This window comes from Ferrovibrio sp. (assembly GCF_965278975.1).
GTDB lineage: Bacteria > Pseudomonadota > Alphaproteobacteria > Ferrovibrionales > Ferrovibrionaceae > Ferrovibrio.
Map to the genome: position 1 here is coordinate 3,381,211 of NZ_OZ257126.1, position 16,745 is coordinate 3,397,955.

General features: G+C 63.4%; 13 protein-coding genes and 3 tRNA genes. 12 read left to right on the forward strand and 4 right to left on the reverse strand.

The genetic code is table 11. From position 1 onward, the window contains the following. The first annotated feature begins 2 nt into the window (after positions 1-2). From ACQY7X_RS16010 to ACQY7X_RS16020, 3 genes are read left to right on the forward strand one after another with little or no spacing between them, the layout of a single operon-like run. Complete coding sequence (locus ACQY7X_RS16010) at positions 3-1,376, forward strand: cytochrome P450 (RefSeq protein WP_428246417.1); 1,374 nt, start codon at positions 3-5, stop codon at positions 1,374-1,376. After that, positions 1,373-2,773 (forward strand): amidase, encoded by a 1,401-nt coding sequence (locus ACQY7X_RS16015; RefSeq protein ID WP_428246418.1) that lies wholly within the window; start codon positions 1,373-1,375, stop codon positions 2,771-2,773. Before ACQY7X_RS16010 ends, ACQY7X_RS16015 begins: the two co-directional genes overlap by 4 nt. Then, positions 2,770-4,200: an NAD(P)H-hydrate dehydratase gene (locus ACQY7X_RS16020; RefSeq protein ID WP_428246419.1), complete on the forward strand. Its 1,431-nt coding sequence runs from the start codon at positions 2,770-2,772 to the stop codon at positions 4,198-4,200. Before ACQY7X_RS16015 ends, ACQY7X_RS16020 begins: the two co-directional genes overlap by 4 nt. Here ACQY7X_RS16020 and ACQY7X_RS16025 read toward each other — a convergent pair. Then, positions 4,168-5,418: a SulP family inorganic anion transporter gene (locus ACQY7X_RS16025; RefSeq protein ID WP_428246420.1), complete on the reverse strand. Its 1,251-nt coding sequence runs from the start codon at positions 5,416-5,418 to the stop codon at positions 4,168-4,170. The genes ACQY7X_RS16020 and ACQY7X_RS16025 overlap by 33 nt on opposite strands. Positions 5,419-5,531: 113 nt before the next feature. On the opposite strand from ACQY7X_RS16025, the gene ACQY7X_RS16030 reads away from it, so the two are divergent. From ACQY7X_RS16030 to clpX, 5 genes are all read left to right on the forward strand, one after another. Then, entirely contained in the window at positions 5,532-6,236 is a 705-nt protein-coding gene (locus ACQY7X_RS16030; protein WP_428246421.1) for a glycosyltransferase, read from the forward strand. Positions 6,237-6,352: 116 nt separating this feature from the next. Beyond that, a tRNA-Leu gene (locus ACQY7X_RS16035) sits at positions 6,353-6,437 on the forward strand. A gap of 97 nt (positions 6,438-6,534) precedes the next feature. Then, complete coding sequence (tig, locus tag ACQY7X_RS16040) at positions 6,535-7,860, forward strand: trigger factor (protein ID WP_428246422.1); 1,326 nt, start codon at positions 6,535-6,537, stop codon at positions 7,858-7,860. A gap of 109 nt (positions 7,861-7,969) precedes the next feature. Beyond that, a complete protein-coding gene (gene clpP, locus ACQY7X_RS16045; protein WP_428246423.1) occupies positions 7,970-8,602 on the forward strand; it encodes an ATP-dependent Clp endopeptidase proteolytic subunit ClpP in 633 nt (210 codons plus the stop codon). A 329-nt stretch (positions 8,603-8,931) separates the two neighbouring features. Beyond that, complete coding sequence (clpX, locus tag ACQY7X_RS16050; protein WP_428246424.1) at positions 8,932-10,194, forward strand: ATP-dependent Clp protease ATP-binding subunit ClpX; 1,263 nt, start codon at positions 8,932-8,934, stop codon at positions 10,192-10,194. Positions 10,195-10,795: 601 nt separating this feature from the next. Here the strand turns inward: clpX and ACQY7X_RS16055 are convergent. Further along, positions 10,796-11,101 (reverse strand): antibiotic biosynthesis monooxygenase family protein, encoded by a 306-nt coding sequence (locus ACQY7X_RS16055; protein WP_428246425.1) that lies wholly within the window; start codon positions 11,099-11,101, stop codon positions 10,796-10,798. Positions 11,102-11,227: 126 nt separating this feature from the next. Here ACQY7X_RS16055 and lon point away from each other — a divergent pair, with 126 nt between their 5' ends. Together lon and ACQY7X_RS16065 are read left to right on the forward strand one after the other, a co-directional pair. Then, positions 11,228-13,639, forward strand: coding sequence for an endopeptidase La (lon, locus tag ACQY7X_RS16060; RefSeq protein ID WP_428246426.1), 2,412 nt, complete (start codon positions 11,228-11,230; stop codon positions 13,637-13,639). Positions 13,640-13,677: 38 nt separating this feature from the next. Then, complete coding sequence (locus ACQY7X_RS16065; RefSeq protein ID WP_341984781.1) at positions 13,678-13,950, forward strand: HU family DNA-binding protein; 273 nt, start codon at positions 13,678-13,680, stop codon at positions 13,948-13,950. A gap of 106 nt (positions 13,951-14,056) precedes the next feature. Here ACQY7X_RS16065 and ACQY7X_RS16070 read toward each other — a convergent pair whose 3' ends face one another. Further along, entirely contained in the window at positions 14,057-14,530 is a 474-nt protein-coding gene (locus ACQY7X_RS16070) for a hypothetical protein (protein WP_428246427.1), read from the reverse strand. 111 nt (positions 14,531-14,641) lie between these two features. On the opposite strand from ACQY7X_RS16070, the gene ACQY7X_RS16075 reads away from it, so the two are divergent. After that, positions 14,642-14,716 (forward strand) — tRNA-Val (locus ACQY7X_RS16075). 97 nt (positions 14,717-14,813) lie between these two features. On the opposite strand, the gene ACQY7X_RS16080 is transcribed toward ACQY7X_RS16075, so the two are convergent. Beyond that, positions 14,814-16,124 (reverse strand): hypothetical protein, encoded by a 1,311-nt coding sequence (locus ACQY7X_RS16080; RefSeq protein ID WP_428246428.1) that lies wholly within the window; start codon positions 16,122-16,124, stop codon positions 14,814-14,816. 305 nt (positions 16,125-16,429) lie between these two features. On the opposite strand from ACQY7X_RS16080, the gene ACQY7X_RS16085 reads away from it, so the two are divergent. After that, positions 16,430-16,506, forward strand: a tRNA-Arg gene (locus ACQY7X_RS16085). The last annotated feature ends 239 nt before the right edge of the window (positions 16,507-16,745 follow it).

The window sequence follows — 16,745 nt, forward strand, 5'->3', positions numbered from 1 at the left end:
CCATGGCCGTGGTGGACGCCACAGACTTCATGCCGGTGAAGCCGCAGCCGATGCAGCGGCGCAATCTGATCAAGATCATCCGCACCATCCGCGACAATGTAGTGGCGGCCTGGGGCGAGGAAGCCTACGAGCGCGATTACGTCCAGTACAAGATGTTCATGCGTCGGGTGGTGCTGGCCAATCACCCGGATATGATCCGCCATGTGATGCTGGATAACGTGGCGAATTATGTGCGCGATCCGCTGGGACAGCGAATTCTGGAACCGGGCTTGGGCAATGGCCTGCTTACCAGCGAAGGGCTGGACTGGAAGCGTCAGCGCCGCCTGATGGCGCCGATCTTCTCGCCGCGCCGCATCCAGTCTTTCGGGCCGCTGATGACCGAGCGTGCTGTGGCGCTCGCCGATACGCTGCAAAGCGGCCAGCGTATCGACATGGCGGAAGCCATGATGCATGTGACGCTGGAAATCATCGCGCGCAGCATGTTCGGCGCCGATCCGGCTTCCGATGTGTCGCAGGTTGGCGCCGCGATGGACGCCTATCAGGTGACGGTGCGGCCCAGCATCCCCGATCTGCTCGGGTTGCCGGCCTGGTTCCCGCGCCAGGGGGCCGCCAAGGGCCGCGCCGCGCTCAGCGCCATGGACAGCATCATCAATGGGCTGATTGAGCGCCGCCGCAAGCTGATCGCCCAGGGTCAGCCGGCGGGCGACGATCTGCTTGGACTGCTGCTCAGCGCGCGCGATACCGAGGGAGATGGCAGCGCTATGGAAGATCGCGAAGTGCGCGATCACATGGCCACCTTCTTCCTTGCCGGCCATGAGACCACTGCCACGGCTTTGTCCTGGGCCTGGTATCTGATCAGCCAGGATGCCGCCGTGCAGGCGAAACTCTGGGCCGAGATCGATGGCGTGCTGCAGGGCCGCGACCCGGATTGGGGCGATATCGAGAAGCTGAGCTATACGCGCATGGTGATCGAGGAGGCGATGCGGCTTTACCCGCCGGCCCATACCACCTCGCGCGTGGCGGTGCAGGATGACCGCGTGCTGGACGTGGACATTCCCAAGGGTACGGCGGTGATCATTTCGCCCTGGCTGATGCACCGCCATCGCCGCTACTGGTCCGAACCGGATCGCTTCGATCCGGAGAATTTTGCACCAGAGCGTGCGGCGCAGCGACCCCGCTTCGTCTATCTGCCGTTTGGCGCCGGGCCGCGCATCTGCATCGGCATGGCTTTTGCGATGGCGGAAGCAGTGCTGATCCTCGCCACCCTGGCGCGGCGCTTCCGCTTCGACCTGGCGCCGGGTGCGAAAGTCGAACCGGTTGCCAAGATCACCCTGCGGCCGCAGCCCGGCCTGCCCATGATAGCGAGCAAGCGATGAGCGACGATATCTGTTACCTCTCGGCGGCGGCGATGGCGCAAGCCTATGCCAAGGGTACGCTCTCGCCGGTGGAAGTGACCCGCGCGCTGCTGGTGCGCATCGGTCGCGTAAACCCCAGGCTCAACGCCTATAACCTGGTGGATGAAGCAGCGGCATTGCGCGATGCCGAGGCTTCGCTGGCGCGCTACCGTGCCGGCCAGCCGCTCTCGCCCATCGACGGCGTGCCGGCCTCGATCAAGGACATCATTCTCACTAAGGGCTGGCCGACCCTGCGTGGCTCCAAGAGCGTTGACCCGAACCAGGCGTGGAATGACGACGCACCGGCCACGGCGCGGCTGCGCGAAGCCGGCTGCGTGCTGCTGGGTAAGACCACCACACCGGAATTCGGCTGGAAGGGCGTGACGGATTCGCCGCTCACCGGCATCACGCGCAATCCCTGGAACACCGATACCACGCCGGGCGGCTCCTCGGGCGGTGCCTCGGCGCAGGTTGCCGCCGGCCTTGGCCCGTTGGCGATCGGCACTGATGGCGGCGGCTCGATCCGCATCCCGGCAGCCTTCGCCGGCATCACCGGCCTCAAACCCTCCTTCGGTCGCGTGCCGGCCTGGCCGCTCAGCCCGTTCGGCACCGTGGCGCATCTCGGGCCGATGACCCGCAGCGTGGAAGATGCCGCATTGATGCTGCGCGAACTGGCGCGGCCCGATGCGCGCGACTGGTTCAGCCTGCCCTGGGAGGACCGGGATTACACCGCCAATCTCGGTGCCGGTATCAAGGGCCTGAAGATTGCTTACAGCCCGACGCTCGGCTTTGCCCGTGTCGATGTGGAAGTGGCGGCGCGCGTCAAGGAGGCCGTGCGTGTGCTGGCCGATCTCGGCGCCATCATCGAGGAAGTCGATCCCGATATCGGCGATCCCACCGATTGCTTCCATACCCATTGGTGGGTTGGCGCGTATAATGCGCTGAAGGCTTTGCCCGAGAAGCATTTTGCTGACCTCGATCCGGGCTTGCAGGATACCTTCCGGCGCGGCTCTGCTATCGGCATGGCGCAGTATCTTGATGCGGCGGCCACGCGCGCCAAGCTGGGCGTGACGTTGCGCAGCTTCCATGAGAAATATGCGCTGCTGGTGACGCCGAGCCTGGCGGTGCCGGCTTTCGAGGCTGGGCGGCTGGCGCCGAAGGCGATGGGTGATGCCTATTGGACCGCCTGGACACCGTTTACCTATCCGTTCAACCTGAGCCAGCAGCCGGCGCTCTCGGTGCCGTGCGGCTTCACGTCCGGCGGCCTGCCGGTGGGCCTGCAATTCGTCGGCCCGATGCATCGTGACGATCTGGTGTTGCAGGCCGGCGCTGCCTATCAGGCGGCGACCGACTGGCACAGCAAGCGGCCTGCCTTATGAGCGAGTTGCTCACCGTCGCGCAAATGGCCGAGGCCGACCGCCTCGCCATTGCCGGTGGTGCGCAGGGTCTCAGCTTGATGGAGCATGCCGGCGCGGCGGTCGCCGATGCCGTGCGGCTGAATTATTCCTATGGTTCCGTGCTGGTGTTGTGCGGCCCCGGCAATAATGGCGGCGATGGCTTCGTCGCGGCGCGGCTGCTGGATCGTGCCGGCTGGCCGGTGCGGCTGGTGCTGCTGGGCGAGCGCGCGGCGCTCAAGGGCGATGCAGCGGCGATGGCCGCGCTGTGGCGTGGCCCGGTGCTGACACCGGAGCAGACGGATTTCACCCATTGCGATGTGATCATCGATGCGCTGTTCGGCGCCGGCCTGTCGCGGGCGCCCGATGGCCTGGCGGCGCAATTGATCGCGGCCGCCAATGCGTCCGGCAAACCCATCGTTGCGGTCGATCTGCCCAGCGGCCTGCATGGCGATGACGGCAAGCCGCTTGGCCTCGCCATTCGCGCTGACCGCACCGTGACCTTCTTCCGCCTCAAGCCCGGCCATCTGCTGCTGCCGGGCCGGGTGCATTGCGGCGTCATCGCGCTGGCCGATATCGGCATCCCCGCAACGGTGCTGGATGTGATCAAGCCGCGCCAGGCACGCAACGAACCAGGCCTGTGGCAGGGCGTGCTGCCGCGTCCGCGCCTGGATGGCCATAAATATGCGCGCGGCCATGTGCTGGTGCGTGGCGGGCGGCAGGCGGGCGCGGCGCGGCTGGCGGCACGCGGCGCCTTGCGCATCGGTGCCGGGCTTTGCACCATCGCCAGTCCCGATCCGGCTTATGCGCCGCCCGATGCGCTGATGCGGGTGGATGATTTCATCGCCGCGCTGGGTGATCCGCGCCGCAACGCGCTGCTGCTCGGTCCCGGCAACGGCACTGGTGAGGAAACCCGCCAGGCGGTGCTGGCGGCACTCAAAACGAAGCGCGCCTGTGTGCTCGATGCGGATGCACTCTCAGCCTTTGCCGATGATCCGGCACCGCTATTCGCGGCTATCCATGGTCCGGCTGTGCTGACGCCGCATGATGGCGAATTCGCCCGGCTGTTCCCTGATCTCAGCAGTGAGGGCAACAAGCTTGCCCGGGCGCGCAAGGCAGCTTTGCGGGCAAAGGCAGTGCTGGTGCTGAAAGGCGCCGATACGGTGATCGCTTCGCCCGAAGGTTTCGCGGTGATCAACGACAACGCGCCGCCCGATCTTGCCACTGCCGGTGCGGGCGATGTGCTGGCCGGTTTCTGCGCCGGCCTGATGGCGCAGGGCATGAAGCCGCTGATGGCCGCCAGTGCCGCCGTATGGCTGCATGGCGCAGCAGCCAGCGAAAGCGGACCGGGCCTGATCGCCGACGACCTGCCGGAAGCCCTACGCCCGGTGCTGCGGCGGCTGCGGCAGTAGTTTCAGCGCGTAGCTCAGCGCCGTACCTGCGGCGATGGCGATGGTGAGGTCGAGCAGCACCGTCAGCGCCAGGGTGATCAGCAGCACGGCGAAATCGGTTTTCGGTCCGCGCGCGGTCTGCTGGATCTGATGCCATTCACTCATGTTCCAGGCGACGACCACCAGCAATGCCGCCAACGCTGCCAGCGGGAACAGCCCGGCCAGCGGCGCGAAGGCCAGCATGAACAGCAGCAGGAATGCCGCATGCAGCATGCCGGAAACCGGGCCATGGGCGCCGGCGCGGATATTGGTGGCGGTGCGGGCGAGCGCGCCGGTGGCGGGCAGGCCGCCGAATAGCGGCGACACGATATTGGCCAGGCCCTGGCTGATCAGTTCGATATTCGAGCGATGATGCCGACCGGTCATGGCATCGGCGATGACGCAGGAAAGCAGGCTCTCGATACCGGCGAGCAGGGCGATGGTGAAGGCCGAGGGCAGCAGATCCAGCAGCCGCGCCACACTCACCTGTGGCAAAGCGGGGCTGGGCAGGCTGGAGGGAATCGCGCCGAAGCGGCTCTGAATGGTTTCCACCGGCAGATCGAACAGCAGCACCAGCAGGGTCGCCACCGCGATGGCAATCAGGAAGCCGGGCCAGGTGGGCCGCCAGCGCCGCAACGCGATGATGATGCCCAGCGACAGCGCGGCAATCAGCAGGGTGAGGGGCTGCCAGCTTGGTGCGGCATGCGCGAAGGCGGCCAGCTTATCGATGAAATCCGCCGGCACCTCGGCGATGCCGAGGCCGAAGAAATCCTTCACCTGGGTTGAGAGGATCGTTACCGCGATACCGGCGGTGAAGCCGGTGATCACTGGATGCGGGATGAAGCGGATCAGGCTGCCGAGGCGGAACAGGCCGGCCAGCAGCAGCAGCCCGCCGGCCATCAGGGTGGCGAGCAGCAGGCCGTCATAGCCATGCTTTTGGATCACGCCATAGACCACGATGACGAAGGCGGCGGTGGGGCCGCCGATCTGGTGCCGGCTGCCGCCAACCGCCGAGATGATGAAGCCGGCGATGATGGCGGTGACGAGGCCGCGATCCGGCGTGGTGCCGCTGGCAATCGCAATCGCCATGGCCAGTGGCAGGGCCACGATGGCGACGGTAAGGCCGCTCAAGGCGTCTTTGCGCAGTTCGGCCAGGCCGTAGCCGTCGCGCAGCACGGTGACAAGTTTGGGGAGGAGCATTGGCTTAACTCAGGATAAATGCGGTATGATATTACCGCTTAAGGCCAATCTTCCTCCCGAAACCGGCTTTTGGGAAGCGGATTCTTTAACAATTTTGCCGCAGGATCATCGCCATGATCAGGGTATTTCTCGGTTACAGCCGTTCCGCGCCGGTGGCTTCCTCGGTGGCGGCCCACAGCATCGCCAGCCGTGCGTCGCAGCCGGTCAGCTTCACCTATCTGGCGCTGAACCAGCTTGGCGGCATCTACACCCGGCCACGCCACGAACTGCAATCGACCGACTTCTCCTTCTCGCGCTTCCTGGTGCCATCCTTGTGCGATTTCCAGGGCTGGGCGCTGTTCACCGACGACGACATGCTGTTCCAGGACGACATCGCCAAGCTATGGGCTTTGCGCGACCCGGCCTATGCGGTGCAAGTCGTGAAGCACGACCATGTGCCGAAGGAGGAGGTGAAATTCCTCGAAAAGGTGCAGACCCGGTACGAGAAGAAGAACTGGTCCAGCGTGATGCTGTTCAACTGCGCCGAATGCCGGGCGCTGACGCCGGATTACGTCAACAGCGCCACCGGGCTTGAACTGCACCAGTTCAAGTGGCTCGGTGACGATGACCGGATCGGCGAAATCCCGCATCGCTGGAACCACTTGGTGGATTACGACCTGCCCAGCAAGGATGTCGGCAACCTGCATTACACGTCCGGCGGCCCGTTCTATGATGACTTCCGCGACTGCGGTTATGCCGCCGAGTGGCTGGCTGAGCGTGAAGCGATGCTCCACTGCGACCAGAGCAAGGCCAAAAAGCCCGCCAAATCAGGCGGTTGAGCTTTTCCGTTGCCCCCGTTGGAAAACCCCGGAAAGCCCTATCCCGGGGCCTTGCCCCATGCTATAGACTGCGCCCTCGTGCCGGCCCAGCCGGCGCGGTCCCGGATTTTGGGGAAGCGGGCGTGGTGGAACTGGTAGACACGCGGGATTTAGGTTCCCGTGCCGCAAGGCGTGTGGGTTCAAATCCCTCCGCCCGCACCACCCGCCGGCCTGACAGCCTGCCTGAAAAACGCAGCCTGTAAGCCCTGCCGTCGGGACCGTAGAATCACGGAATTTTCTGAACCAGGGTGTTGAGACCATGCAGATTACGGAAGTCAGCGCACAGGGCCTGAAGCGCGAATACAAGGTGGTGATCAACGCTGCCGCCCTCGATGCCGTCGTGTCCGAGAAGCTTGAGCAGCTGCGTCAGCGCGTCAACATGCCGGGCTTCCGCCCCGGCAAGGCGCCCGCCGCTCTGGTCAAGAAGCAGTATGGCCGCGCCCTGCTCGGCGAGGCGATGGAAGAGCAGGTCAATTCCGCGCTCAAGGACACCATTGAAAGCAAGGGCCTGAAGCCGGCGATGCAGCCGAAGGTCGAGATCACTTCCTTCGAAGAGGGCAAGGATCTGGAATGCTCGCTCACCGTCGAGCTGCTGCCGGAGATCGAGCCGGGCGACTTCAAGCAGATCACGCTTGAGCGCATGACGGTCGAAATCGGCGAGGCCGAGGTCGATGAATTCGTCACCAAGATCGCCGAGAACCAGAAGACCTACGAGACGGTCGAGCGCGCCGCCGAGAATGGCGACCAGATCATGCTCGATTTCTCGGGCAGCGTGGATGGCGTGAAGTTTGATGGCGGCACGGCGGAAAACTATCCGCTGGTGCTGGGTTCCAACAGCTTCATCCCCGGCTTCGAAGAGCAGCTGCTCGGCAAGGCCGTGGGTGAACCGGTGACCGTGCATGTCACCTTCCCGGAGAATTACGGCAACAGCGATCTGGCCGGCAAGGCCGCTGAATTCGCCTGCACCATCCGCGAAGTGAAGGCTGGCCAGAAGGCTGTGGTGGATGATGAATTCGCCAAGCGCTTCGGTCTCGGCTCGCTGCAGGAACTGCGCGACAACGTGAAGCGCGACCTGGGCCAGGAATACAAGGGCCTGTCGCGCCTGCAGCTGAAGCGCAAGCTGCTGGATCAACTGGCCGACAGCCACACCTTCGACGTGCCGCCGGGCATGGTGGAACTGGAATTCGAGCAGATCTGGAAGGAAGTGACCGCCGATGAGGCGCGCTTCAAGGCCGAACTGGCGGAAGAGAACAAGTCCGAGGACGAGCTGAAGGCGGAATACACCAAGATCGCCGAACGCCGTATCCGCCTCGGCCTGCTGCTGTCCGAAGTCGGCCGCCGCAACAATATCGAGGTCAAGCCCGAAGAAGTCACCAAGGCGATGATCGAGCAGGCCCGCCGCTTCCCCGGTCAGGAGCGCCAGGTGATGGAATACTTCCAGAAGAACCCGGAAGCCTCCGCCTCGCTGCGCGCCCCGATCTTCGAGGACAAGGTGATCGACTTCATCGTCGAGATGGCCTCGGTCACCGACAAGCCGGTGAGCAAGGAAGAATTGACCAAGGCAGCGGAAGAGGCCCAGGCCTAAGCTGCGGATTAATCTAGCTGGGGCAGCAGTTGCCGAGCGGCGTCTGCTGCCCCACTATTAAGCCCAAGGCACCTGAGCCCCGAATCAACGCAGCCGACCGGACAGGCGTATGGAAAAGATGATCGACACCTACATGAATACGCTGGTTCCGATGGTCATCGAGCAGACCAATCGGGGCGAGCGCGCCTACGACATCTACTCCCGCCTGCTGAAAGAGCGCATCATCTTCCTGGTCGGCCCGGTGCATGATGGCGTCGCTTCGCTGATCACCGCCCAGTTGCTGTTCCTCGAAGCCGAGAACCCGAACAAGGAAATCGCCTTCTATATCAACAGCCCGGGCGGCCTGGTCACGTCTGGCCTGGCGATCTACGACACCATGCAGTATATCCGCCCCAAGGTGATGACGCTGTGCATCGGCCAGGCGGCCTCCATGGGGTCGCTGCTGCTCGCGGCTGGCGAAAAGGGCATGCGCTACTCGCTGCCCAATAGCCGAATCATGGTGCATCAGCCGTCTGGCGGTTATCAGGGTGCGGCGGCGGATATCGAAATCCACGCCCGCGAAATCCTGCAACTCCGCGCCCGCCTGAACGATATCTATGCCCGCCATACCGGCCAGCCACTGGCTGGGATCGAAACGGCAATGGAACGGGATAATTTCATGACCGCGCATCAGGCCAGGGAATTCGGCATTGTCGATGAAGTGGTCGAGAAGCGGATTGTGCCGGACGACGTCAAGAAGTAAGGCAGCCCGGTAATCAGGGCGGTCAGGCAATTAAGGCGGCCAAGCATTTAAGGCGGAATGCCGCCAAGCCAGGGTTGCCGTCTGGTTGGCGCAGACTGGGCGGGGAAATCTGACCAATTGTCATTTCGCCCGTCCGCGTTAATTCCTGTCTAACCTACTGTAATTAGAATCGCTCCTGGCATGCAGGGCGCCGCGCCAGCTCACGGCCCGGGCGTTGTGTGACACGAAGTGCTTCCTTATTATGGTGATTCGATGAAGCCCCGCTGGTGTTTCCCGGCGGGTAGGGCGGGGCCCGGTTCGTCCGGTGCCAGCCAGAAGACGGAGTAGGCATGACCAAGCTCAGCGGCGGCGATTCCAAGAACACCCTCTATTGTTCGTTCTGCGGCAAGAGCCAGCACGAGGTGCGCAAGCTCATCGCCGGTCCCACCGTTTTCATCTGCGACGAATGCGTCGAACTCTGCATGGATATCATCCGCGAGGAGCACAAGTCCGCGCTGGTGAAGACCCGTGACGGCGTGCCGACCCCGCAGGAAATCTGCAAGGTGCTGGACGATTATGTGATCGGCCAGCCGCTGGCCAAGAAGGTGCTGGCTGTGGCGGTGCATAACCACTACAAGCGCATCGGCCACGGCGCCAAGGGCAACGAAGTCGAACTCGCCAAGTCGAACATCCTGCTGGTCGGCCCGACAGGCTGCGGCAAGACCCTGCTGGCCCAGACGCTGGCCCGCATCCTGGAAGTGCCGTTCACCATGGCGGATGCCACCACGCTCACCGAAGCCGGCTATGTCGGCGAGGACGTGGAGAACATCATTCTCAAGCTGCTGCAATCTGCCGATTACAATGTCGAGCGCGCCCAGCGCGGCATCGTCTATATCGACGAAGTCGACAAGATCAGCCGTAAGTCAGATAACCCCTCGATCACCCGCGACGTCTCGGGCGAGGGCGTGCAGCAGGCCCTGCTGAAGATCATGGAAGGCACCGTGGCGAGCGTGCCGCCGCAGGGTGGCCGCAAGCATCCGCAGCAGGAATTCCTGCAGGTGGATACCACCAATATCCTGTTCATCTGCGGCGGCGCTTTCGCCGGCTTGGAAAAGATCATCTCGGCGCGCGGCAAAGGCACCTCAATGGGCTTCGGCGCTGAAGTGCGCGGCCCCGATGAGCGCCGCGCCGGCGACATCCTGGCCGAGGTCGAGCCCGACGATATGCTGAAGTTCGGCCTGATCCCGGAATTCATCGGCCGCCTGCCGGTGATCGCGACGCTGCATGATCTCGACGAGAGCGCACTGGTTGATATTCTCTCCAAGCCGAAGAATGCGCTGGTGAAGCAGTATCAGCGCCTGTTCGATATGGAAGATGTGCGCCTCACCTTCACCGACGAGGCCGTGGCCGGCATCGCGCGCAAGGCCATTGCGCGCAAGACCGGCGCCCGTGGCCTGCGCTCGATCATGGAAGGCATCCTGCTCGATACCATGTTCGATCTGCCGAACATGGAAGGCGTCGAGGAAGTGGTGATCTCGCCGGAAGTCGTGGAAGGCCGCGCCAAGCCGCTGCTGATCTATGCCGACCGCAAGCGCGAGGATGTCGGCGCTTAAAAGTGCGCGGCTCTCCCGTCTCAAGTCACGCGATGCCCGGCCACAAGCCGGGCATTTCGTTTTTGCGGGCCATTACCATTGCTGCGTCACTCTCGCGAAGGCCCTTCGGGCCTGTGCGCCTACGAACGCCTTCGGCGTTCGCGCGTTTACAGCGCCCCATTTATTCAACAAAAAATGGGATCCCCGCCTGCGCGGGGATGACGTCTGCAACGCAAGAACGTCATGCCCCGCTTCAGGCGGGGCATCCACGCGTTGGCTTTTTTGAGAACAGGAACTCGTGGATGGCCCGGCCAAGCCGGGCCATGACGATTTCACTCATGCGGACTGATGCCTTGCTCTCCTTGTCATCCCCGCGCAGGCGGGGATCCCATTTGCTTTGACTGCCGCGTGGTCTGATAGTATGATGTTCCTGTATTATTCCCATCAAAACAAGCATTTACACCATAATACGGCGATATAGGCGCAAATAAGCCAAAATAAGGAAAAATAAGAAGAAATAAGCCGAAATAAGGAAATTTAAGCCGCGTGGTGCAGTGTTTTCAGCCAGTTGGCGTAAGCGCCATGCAGCCGATTGGGATTCAAGTCCTTAGGCTTTTTGACATCAGGCTTCCGCGCTGACCGCCGGCTCGGCCCAGTGTTCCACCAGGGGGAATGGTTCATAAAAGCCATGCAATCGGGCGCGCCACTCGCGGTAGTGTGGTGACTGGCGGAAGCCGATGCTATGCGCCTCCAGGCTGGCCCAGCGCACCAGCAGCAGGTAGCTGCCGGGGCGTTCGATCCCCCTGCGCACCTCCAGCCCTTTGAATCCAGGAACTTGGCGGATGAACTGCGCGGCATCGGCCATCGCTGCTTCAAAATCCGCTTCTTTGCCGCTCCGTATATGGAGCATGGCCGATTCGAGAATCATTGGTAACAGTCCGGTGAAGTTGGCTGCGGGTACCATGGCTTGACGGAACCCCGGCAAGCTCCCATCTTACCCATTAACGGTTGCCGCAGGGATTTCCTCCGTGGCCCAGTAACAAAAAGATTTCCCATGTCCACTTCCCCTCGTGCCCAGCTTTATCCAGTACTGCCGCTCCGCGACATCGTGGTTTTCCCGCACATGATCGTGCCGCTTTTTGTCGGCCGCGAGAAGTCGGTGAAGGCGCTTGAAGATGTGATGAAGGACGATAAGCAGATCCTGCTGGTGGCACAGAAGAATGCGGGTCAGGACAACCCGCAGCCGGAAGATATTCACACCGTGGGCACTGTTGCCTCGGTGCTGCAGCTGCTGCGCCTGCCCGATGGCACCGTGAAGGTGCTGGTCGAGGGCGGTCAGCGCGCCAAGATCGTGAAATACGCGGAGAACCCGGAATTCTTCCAGGTCTATGCCGAGCCGCTGCCGGACCAGCCGGGCGAACAGCGCGAGTCCGAAGCGCTGGTGCGTTCGGTGATCAACCAGTTCGAGCAGTATGTGAAGCTGAACCGGAAGATTCCGCCGGAAGTGCTGGTGTCGCTGAACCAGATCGAGGATTCCTCCAAGCTGGCCGATACCGTCGCCTCGCATCTCACGGTGAAGATTGCCGAGAAGCAGGAATTGCTGGAGACCGCCGCTGTGATCGAGCGCCTGGAGCGGGTCTATGCCTTGATGGAAGGCGAGATCGGCGTGCTGCAGGTGGAGAAGAAGATCCGCTCGCGCGTGAAGCGCCAGATGGAAAAGACGCAGCGCGAGTATTACCTCAACGAACAGCTCAAGGCGATCCAGAAGGAGCTGGGCGAGGGCGAGGATGGCCGTGACGAACTGGCCGAACTCGAAACCCGCATCAAGCAGACCAAGCTGACCAAGGAGGCGCGCGAGAAGGCGCAGGCCGAATTGAAGAAGCTGCGCTCGATGAGCCCGATGTCGGCTGAGGCCACCGTGATCCGCAACTACCTCGACTGGATGCTGACCATCCCGTGGCAGAAGCGCACCAAGGTGAAGAAGGACGTGAAGAACGCCGAGGGCGTGCTGAACGACGATCACTATGGCCTGGAGAAGGTCAAGGAGCGCATCCTTGAATACCTGGCGGTGCAGCAGCGCTCGTCGAAGCTCAAGGGTCCGATCCTCTGCCTCGTCGGCCCGCCCGGCGTCGGCAAGACCTCGCTAGGCAAGTCGATTGCGCGCGCCACCGGCCGCAACTTCGTGCGCATGTCGCTCGGCGGCGTGCGCGACGAGGCCGAGATCCGTGGCCATCGCCGCACCTATATCGGCTCGATGCCCGGCAAGATCGTGCAGTCGATGAAGAAGGCCAAGAGCACCAATCCGCTCTTCCTGCTCGACGAGATCGACAAGATGGGCCAGGACTTCCGCGGCGATCCGTCCTCGGCGCTGCTGGAAGTGCTTGATCCGGAGCAGAACAACAGCTTCAACGACCATTACCTGGAAGTCGATTACGACCTCTCGGACGTGATGTTCATCTGCACGGCCAACAGCCTGCGCATGCCGCAGCCTTTGCTCGACCGCATGGAGATCATCCGCATCCCCGGTTACACCGAGGATGAGAAGATCGAAATCAGCAAGAAGCATCTGATCGAGAAGCAGATCAAGGCGGCCGGCCTGAAGAAGGGCGAATGGTCGATCACGGATGATGGCCTGCGCGATATGGTGCGCTACTACACCCGGGAATCCGGCGTGCGCAGCCTGGAGCGTGAAATCGCCAACCTGACGCGCAAGGCGGTGAAGGAGATTCTCTCCACCGACGCCAAGAGCGTGAAGGTGACGCCGGAGAATCTCGAAAAGTATGCCGGCGTGCGCAAGTTCCGCTATGGCGAGGCCGAGCTGGAAGACCTGGTGGGCACCACCACCGGCCTGGCCTGGACCGAAGTGGGCGGCGAGCTGCTGTCGATTGAAGCCGTGATGCTGCCTGGCAAGGGCCGCATGACGATCACCGGCAAGCTCGGCGAAGTGATGCAGGAATCGGTGCAGGCGGCGCGCTCCTATGTGCGCAGCCGGGCGGTTGCCTTCGGCGTCAAGCCGCCGATGTTCGATCGCCGCGACATCCACATCCATGTGCCGGAAGGCGCCACGCCGAAGGACGGTCCGTCCGCCGGTGTCGCCATGGTCACTTCCATCGTCTCGGTGCTGACCGGTATTCCGGTGCGCAAGGATGTGGCGATGACCGGCGAGGTTACCCTGCGCGGTCGTGTGCTGCCGATCGGCGGCCTGAAGGAAAAGCTGCTCGCGGCGCATCGCGGCGGCATCAAGAAGGTGCTGATCCCGAAGGAGAACGAGAAGGACCTGGTCGAAATCCCCGACAATGTTAAGAAGGGGCTGGAGATTCTGCCGATGTCGACCTGCGAGGAAGTGCTGCGCGAAGCACTGACCCAGCCGCTGACGGCAATCGAATGGTCCGACACGGAAGACCTCGACAAGCGGCCCCCGGTGGAGCCGGAGGCCGAGGGCGAGCACGGTGTGATCAAGCACTGAACGGCTTCGGCCTGGACTAGAAGGGAAACGGAGGCGGCGTGAATAAGCAGGATCTGATGGTGCAAGTGCGCGAAGCGACCGGCTTGAGCAAAGAGCAGGCAGAGCGGGCGGTTGAGTCCGTGTTCGACCTGATCACGGAATCGCTCAAGCGTGGTGAAGAGGTGCGCATCGTCGGCTTCGGCAGCTTCTTCGTCGGCACCCGGCGGGCAAGCCCGGGCCGCAACCCGCGCACCGGTGAGCGGATCGACCTGCCGCCGACGCGGCAGGCGAAGTTCCGTGCCGGCAAGAGCCTCAAGGAAGCCGTCGGCTGAGCCACCGGCTCAGGCAAGCAGCGGCTGAGCCTTGGATAACGTGTAACGGGCAGCGCCACATTGTGGCGCTGCCCGTTGCCGTTCTAGGGGGAAGCCGAAGCCGGACTTAGAGGAAATAGTGCAGGGCGACCAGATAGCGGTCGATGCGTTGTCCGTCGTCGCTCAGGGGCAACGACAGCCGGCTCCAATGCATCAGCAGCGGGCCGAACGTGTCGTTGATCTCGCTATAGGTGGGGCCGCGTTCGCGCAGGATGCGGAAATGGTCTTCCAGCGCCCGCGCTGCCATTTCCTCCGGTTCGAACTGGCTCAGCAGCTTGCCGGTCATCTCCCGGCCATAGCGTTCCGCCGAGCGGGTAGCGAATACGATATAGCGGCCATCGCCATCGTTTTCGCCTTCCACCCGCACCAGATGCAGGCGGCCCAGCCAAGGGGTGAATTCCTCCACCGTGAAGTCGCTGCGCCTGGGCATGAGGCGGCCCTGGCGCTTGCTCTCCCAGAGCTCCAGGAATTTTTTCAGGTCGGGCGGCAGCAGGCTGAGATCACGCGCGGTCATCGGTTTCAGCTTGAACGAATTCGCCACGGCGCGCCAGCGCCTTCGTATTGCGCGCGCCAGCGCCTTCGTTGTTTGGGCTCAGGCCCCACGCCTTTGCAGCCGGGATGTCGCCTGCTATAAGCGGCACGTTCATGGCATGGGCGATTAGCTCAGCGGTAGAGCGCCTCGTTTACACCGAGGATGTCGGCGGTTCAATCCCGTCATCGCCCACCATTTCCGTGCCGGTACTCCATGCCTGTCGCAGCACAGAGTGAACAATAAAAAAGCCCGCCATTTGGCGGGCTTTTTCTTTTACATCTCTAAGTCTGTATCAGCGAACTAGAACGTGCACTTCGTTGGCGGCGCTCTGCGGGTTGCCGGCGGCGGAGATCGTCACGCGGCTGGCCGGCAGGCCCATCTCGGCGAGGCTGCGCACCACGCGGTCGGCATTGCGGCGTGCCTGATTCTGGTTGCTCGCCACCTGGGCGACATTGCCCTGGCCGGCGGCGACGGCGATGACGTCGAACTGTGCCTGCGGCCGGCGCTCCAGCGCCTTGGTCACGGCATTGTAGAGCGCCTGCTGATAGGGCACGTCAGCGCGGTCGAAGCGGATCACCACCAGCGGTGTGCGGCCATCATTGCCAACCACCGGCAGCGCGCCGGTGGTAACAGCGCCGCCGACTGCACCGGACGGGGCGGCGAAGCCAAGCTGCTGGCCGCCGGCCATGGTGGCGGCGGTGAAGGCGCGGGTGCCGAGCGACGGGCCGAGCGCCTCGCCGGACTTGATCGCGGTGGCAACAGTGGTGAGGTTGCCGCGTTCGGCGCCGACATAGGCAGTCTGACGTGCCACATCCTCGGAGAGTTCGCCAAGCACGCGGTCGATCTGCACCACGGTCTTCGAGGTCTCATCCTCCAGCACGGCAAGCTGGCGGTGATCCTCGTCGATGGCGCCTGAGATCGAGTAGGTCGACTTGGTGGCCTGCAACAGGTAGGTCGCCATCGCCGAATCGGCGGCGACTTCGTTGCTCAAGCTGTTCATCGCCGCCACATCGGTGGCCATGCGGTCGAGATCGGCCTGGGCCTGGTTCCACTGGTTCACCAGGATCGGGTTGCCCGGCGTGGTGCCCATCTGCAGGCGGGTGTTAACGGCGGCCACGGTGCCATGGTAGCGCTGCGAATTCGCCGTGGCCGAGGCGCGGACCGCCTGAACCTGCTGACTGCGCTGCGATACGGCCTGCTGCAGCTGCTGCAGCTCGGTGCGCATCTGCTGCACCTTCTGGCCGACAAAGGTGCCGGTCGGCTGGCCGGGGGTGACGCCCACCGGCTGGTAGGCGGCATTGCCCATCACCGGCGCGGCGGGAGCGGAAGCCGGGGGGAGCTGGGCCATCTGCTGCTGCGGCATGCTCAGCGTCGGCTGGCGATTGGCTTCGATGGCGGCGGGCGCGATCTGCTGCGTTGCCAGCGGCTGGCCGGTCGGTTCCTCGCCGGTCAGTGACGGCCACAACTCATCGGTGACATAGGAGCAGGCGGAAAGCAGCGATATCAGGGCGAGGGCGGAAACCAGGCGCAGCGCCCGCGGCGCCGCAACCGGCTTCGCTTGCACCCGCCCGACATCGGCCTCGAGAACAACAGGATGTGACATGCCGCGCCGTCTCACGTTTCGTAGTCGTTTTCGCGTTACAGCTTGCCCGGACCAGTAACACGGCGGCATCGCCATGATCATGGCGCTCCCACCGTATTCAATCCTGAGGCAACCCCCATTTCGCCACCAGCCTGACGGCTGGAGACGGACTGGCTCGCATACTAGCGAAAGGCGTATCGCCCTAGCAAGCACCTTCTTCCTTGAAAATCCGAGACTTGCGGGCCCCTTTAATGCTGCCCGCGAGAGGCTTGCATCGGGGGGAGAGTTTGAGTACGTTCCGGCCCCGTCGCGGTTCGCCGCGTCACGCGCTCGTAGCTCAGCTGGATAGAGCACCAGACTACGAATCTGGGGGTCAGGAGTTCGAATCTCTTCGAGCGCGCCATTTTCTCCTCCCTGACAATCCGTCATCCTTTCCCTACGGGTCGTTTTCAGCCCCGAGGGCTCGCAATCCGTTATCGGCAGCGCCTCACGAGTTTCCTCGGGATTCGGGGGCGGGGCTGGATTGACCGGGATTGAGGTTTGGCGACTCGTATAGCGGGGATTTCCTGATTTTGCCGGCCTCGGACCCAGGGTCTCGGGCCCAGGGTCTCGGGTCCAGGGTCTCAGACCCAGTCAGCTACC

Excerpts from the sequence above, each read along its gene's own strand:
- ACQY7X_RS16010 (WP_428246417.1), top strand. The coding sequence starts at position 3 with ATGGCCGTGGTGGACGCCACAGACTTCATGCCGGTGAAGCCGCAGCCG.
- ACQY7X_RS16015 (WP_428246418.1), top strand. The coding sequence starts at position 1,373 with ATGAGCGACGATATCTGTTACCTCTCGGCGGCGGCGATGGCGCAAGCC.
- ACQY7X_RS16020 (WP_428246419.1), top strand. The coding sequence starts at position 2,770 with ATGAGCGAGTTGCTCACCGTCGCGCAAATGGCCGAGGCCGACCGCCTC.
- ACQY7X_RS16025 (WP_428246420.1), bottom strand. The coding sequence starts at position 5,418 with ATGCTCCTCCCCAAACTTGTCACCGTGCTGCGCGACGGCTACGGCCTG.
- ACQY7X_RS16030 (WP_428246421.1), top strand. The coding sequence starts at position 5,532 with ATGATCAGGGTATTTCTCGGTTACAGCCGTTCCGCGCCGGTGGCTTCC.
- tig (WP_428246422.1), top strand. The coding sequence starts at position 6,535 with ATGCAGATTACGGAAGTCAGCGCACAGGGCCTGAAGCGCGAATACAAG.
- clpP (WP_428246423.1), top strand. The coding sequence starts at position 7,970 with ATGGAAAAGATGATCGACACCTACATGAATACGCTGGTTCCGATGGTC.
- clpX (WP_428246424.1), top strand. The coding sequence starts at position 8,932 with ATGACCAAGCTCAGCGGCGGCGATTCCAAGAACACCCTCTATTGTTCG.
- ACQY7X_RS16055 (WP_428246425.1), bottom strand. The coding sequence starts at position 11,101 with ATGATTCTCGAATCGGCCATGCTCCATATACGGAGCGGCAAAGAAGCG.
- lon (WP_428246426.1), top strand. The coding sequence starts at position 11,228 with ATGTCCACTTCCCCTCGTGCCCAGCTTTATCCAGTACTGCCGCTCCGC.
- ACQY7X_RS16080 (WP_428246428.1), bottom strand. The coding sequence starts at position 16,124 with ATGTCACATCCTGTTGTTCTCGAGGCCGATGTCGGGCGGGTGCAAGCG.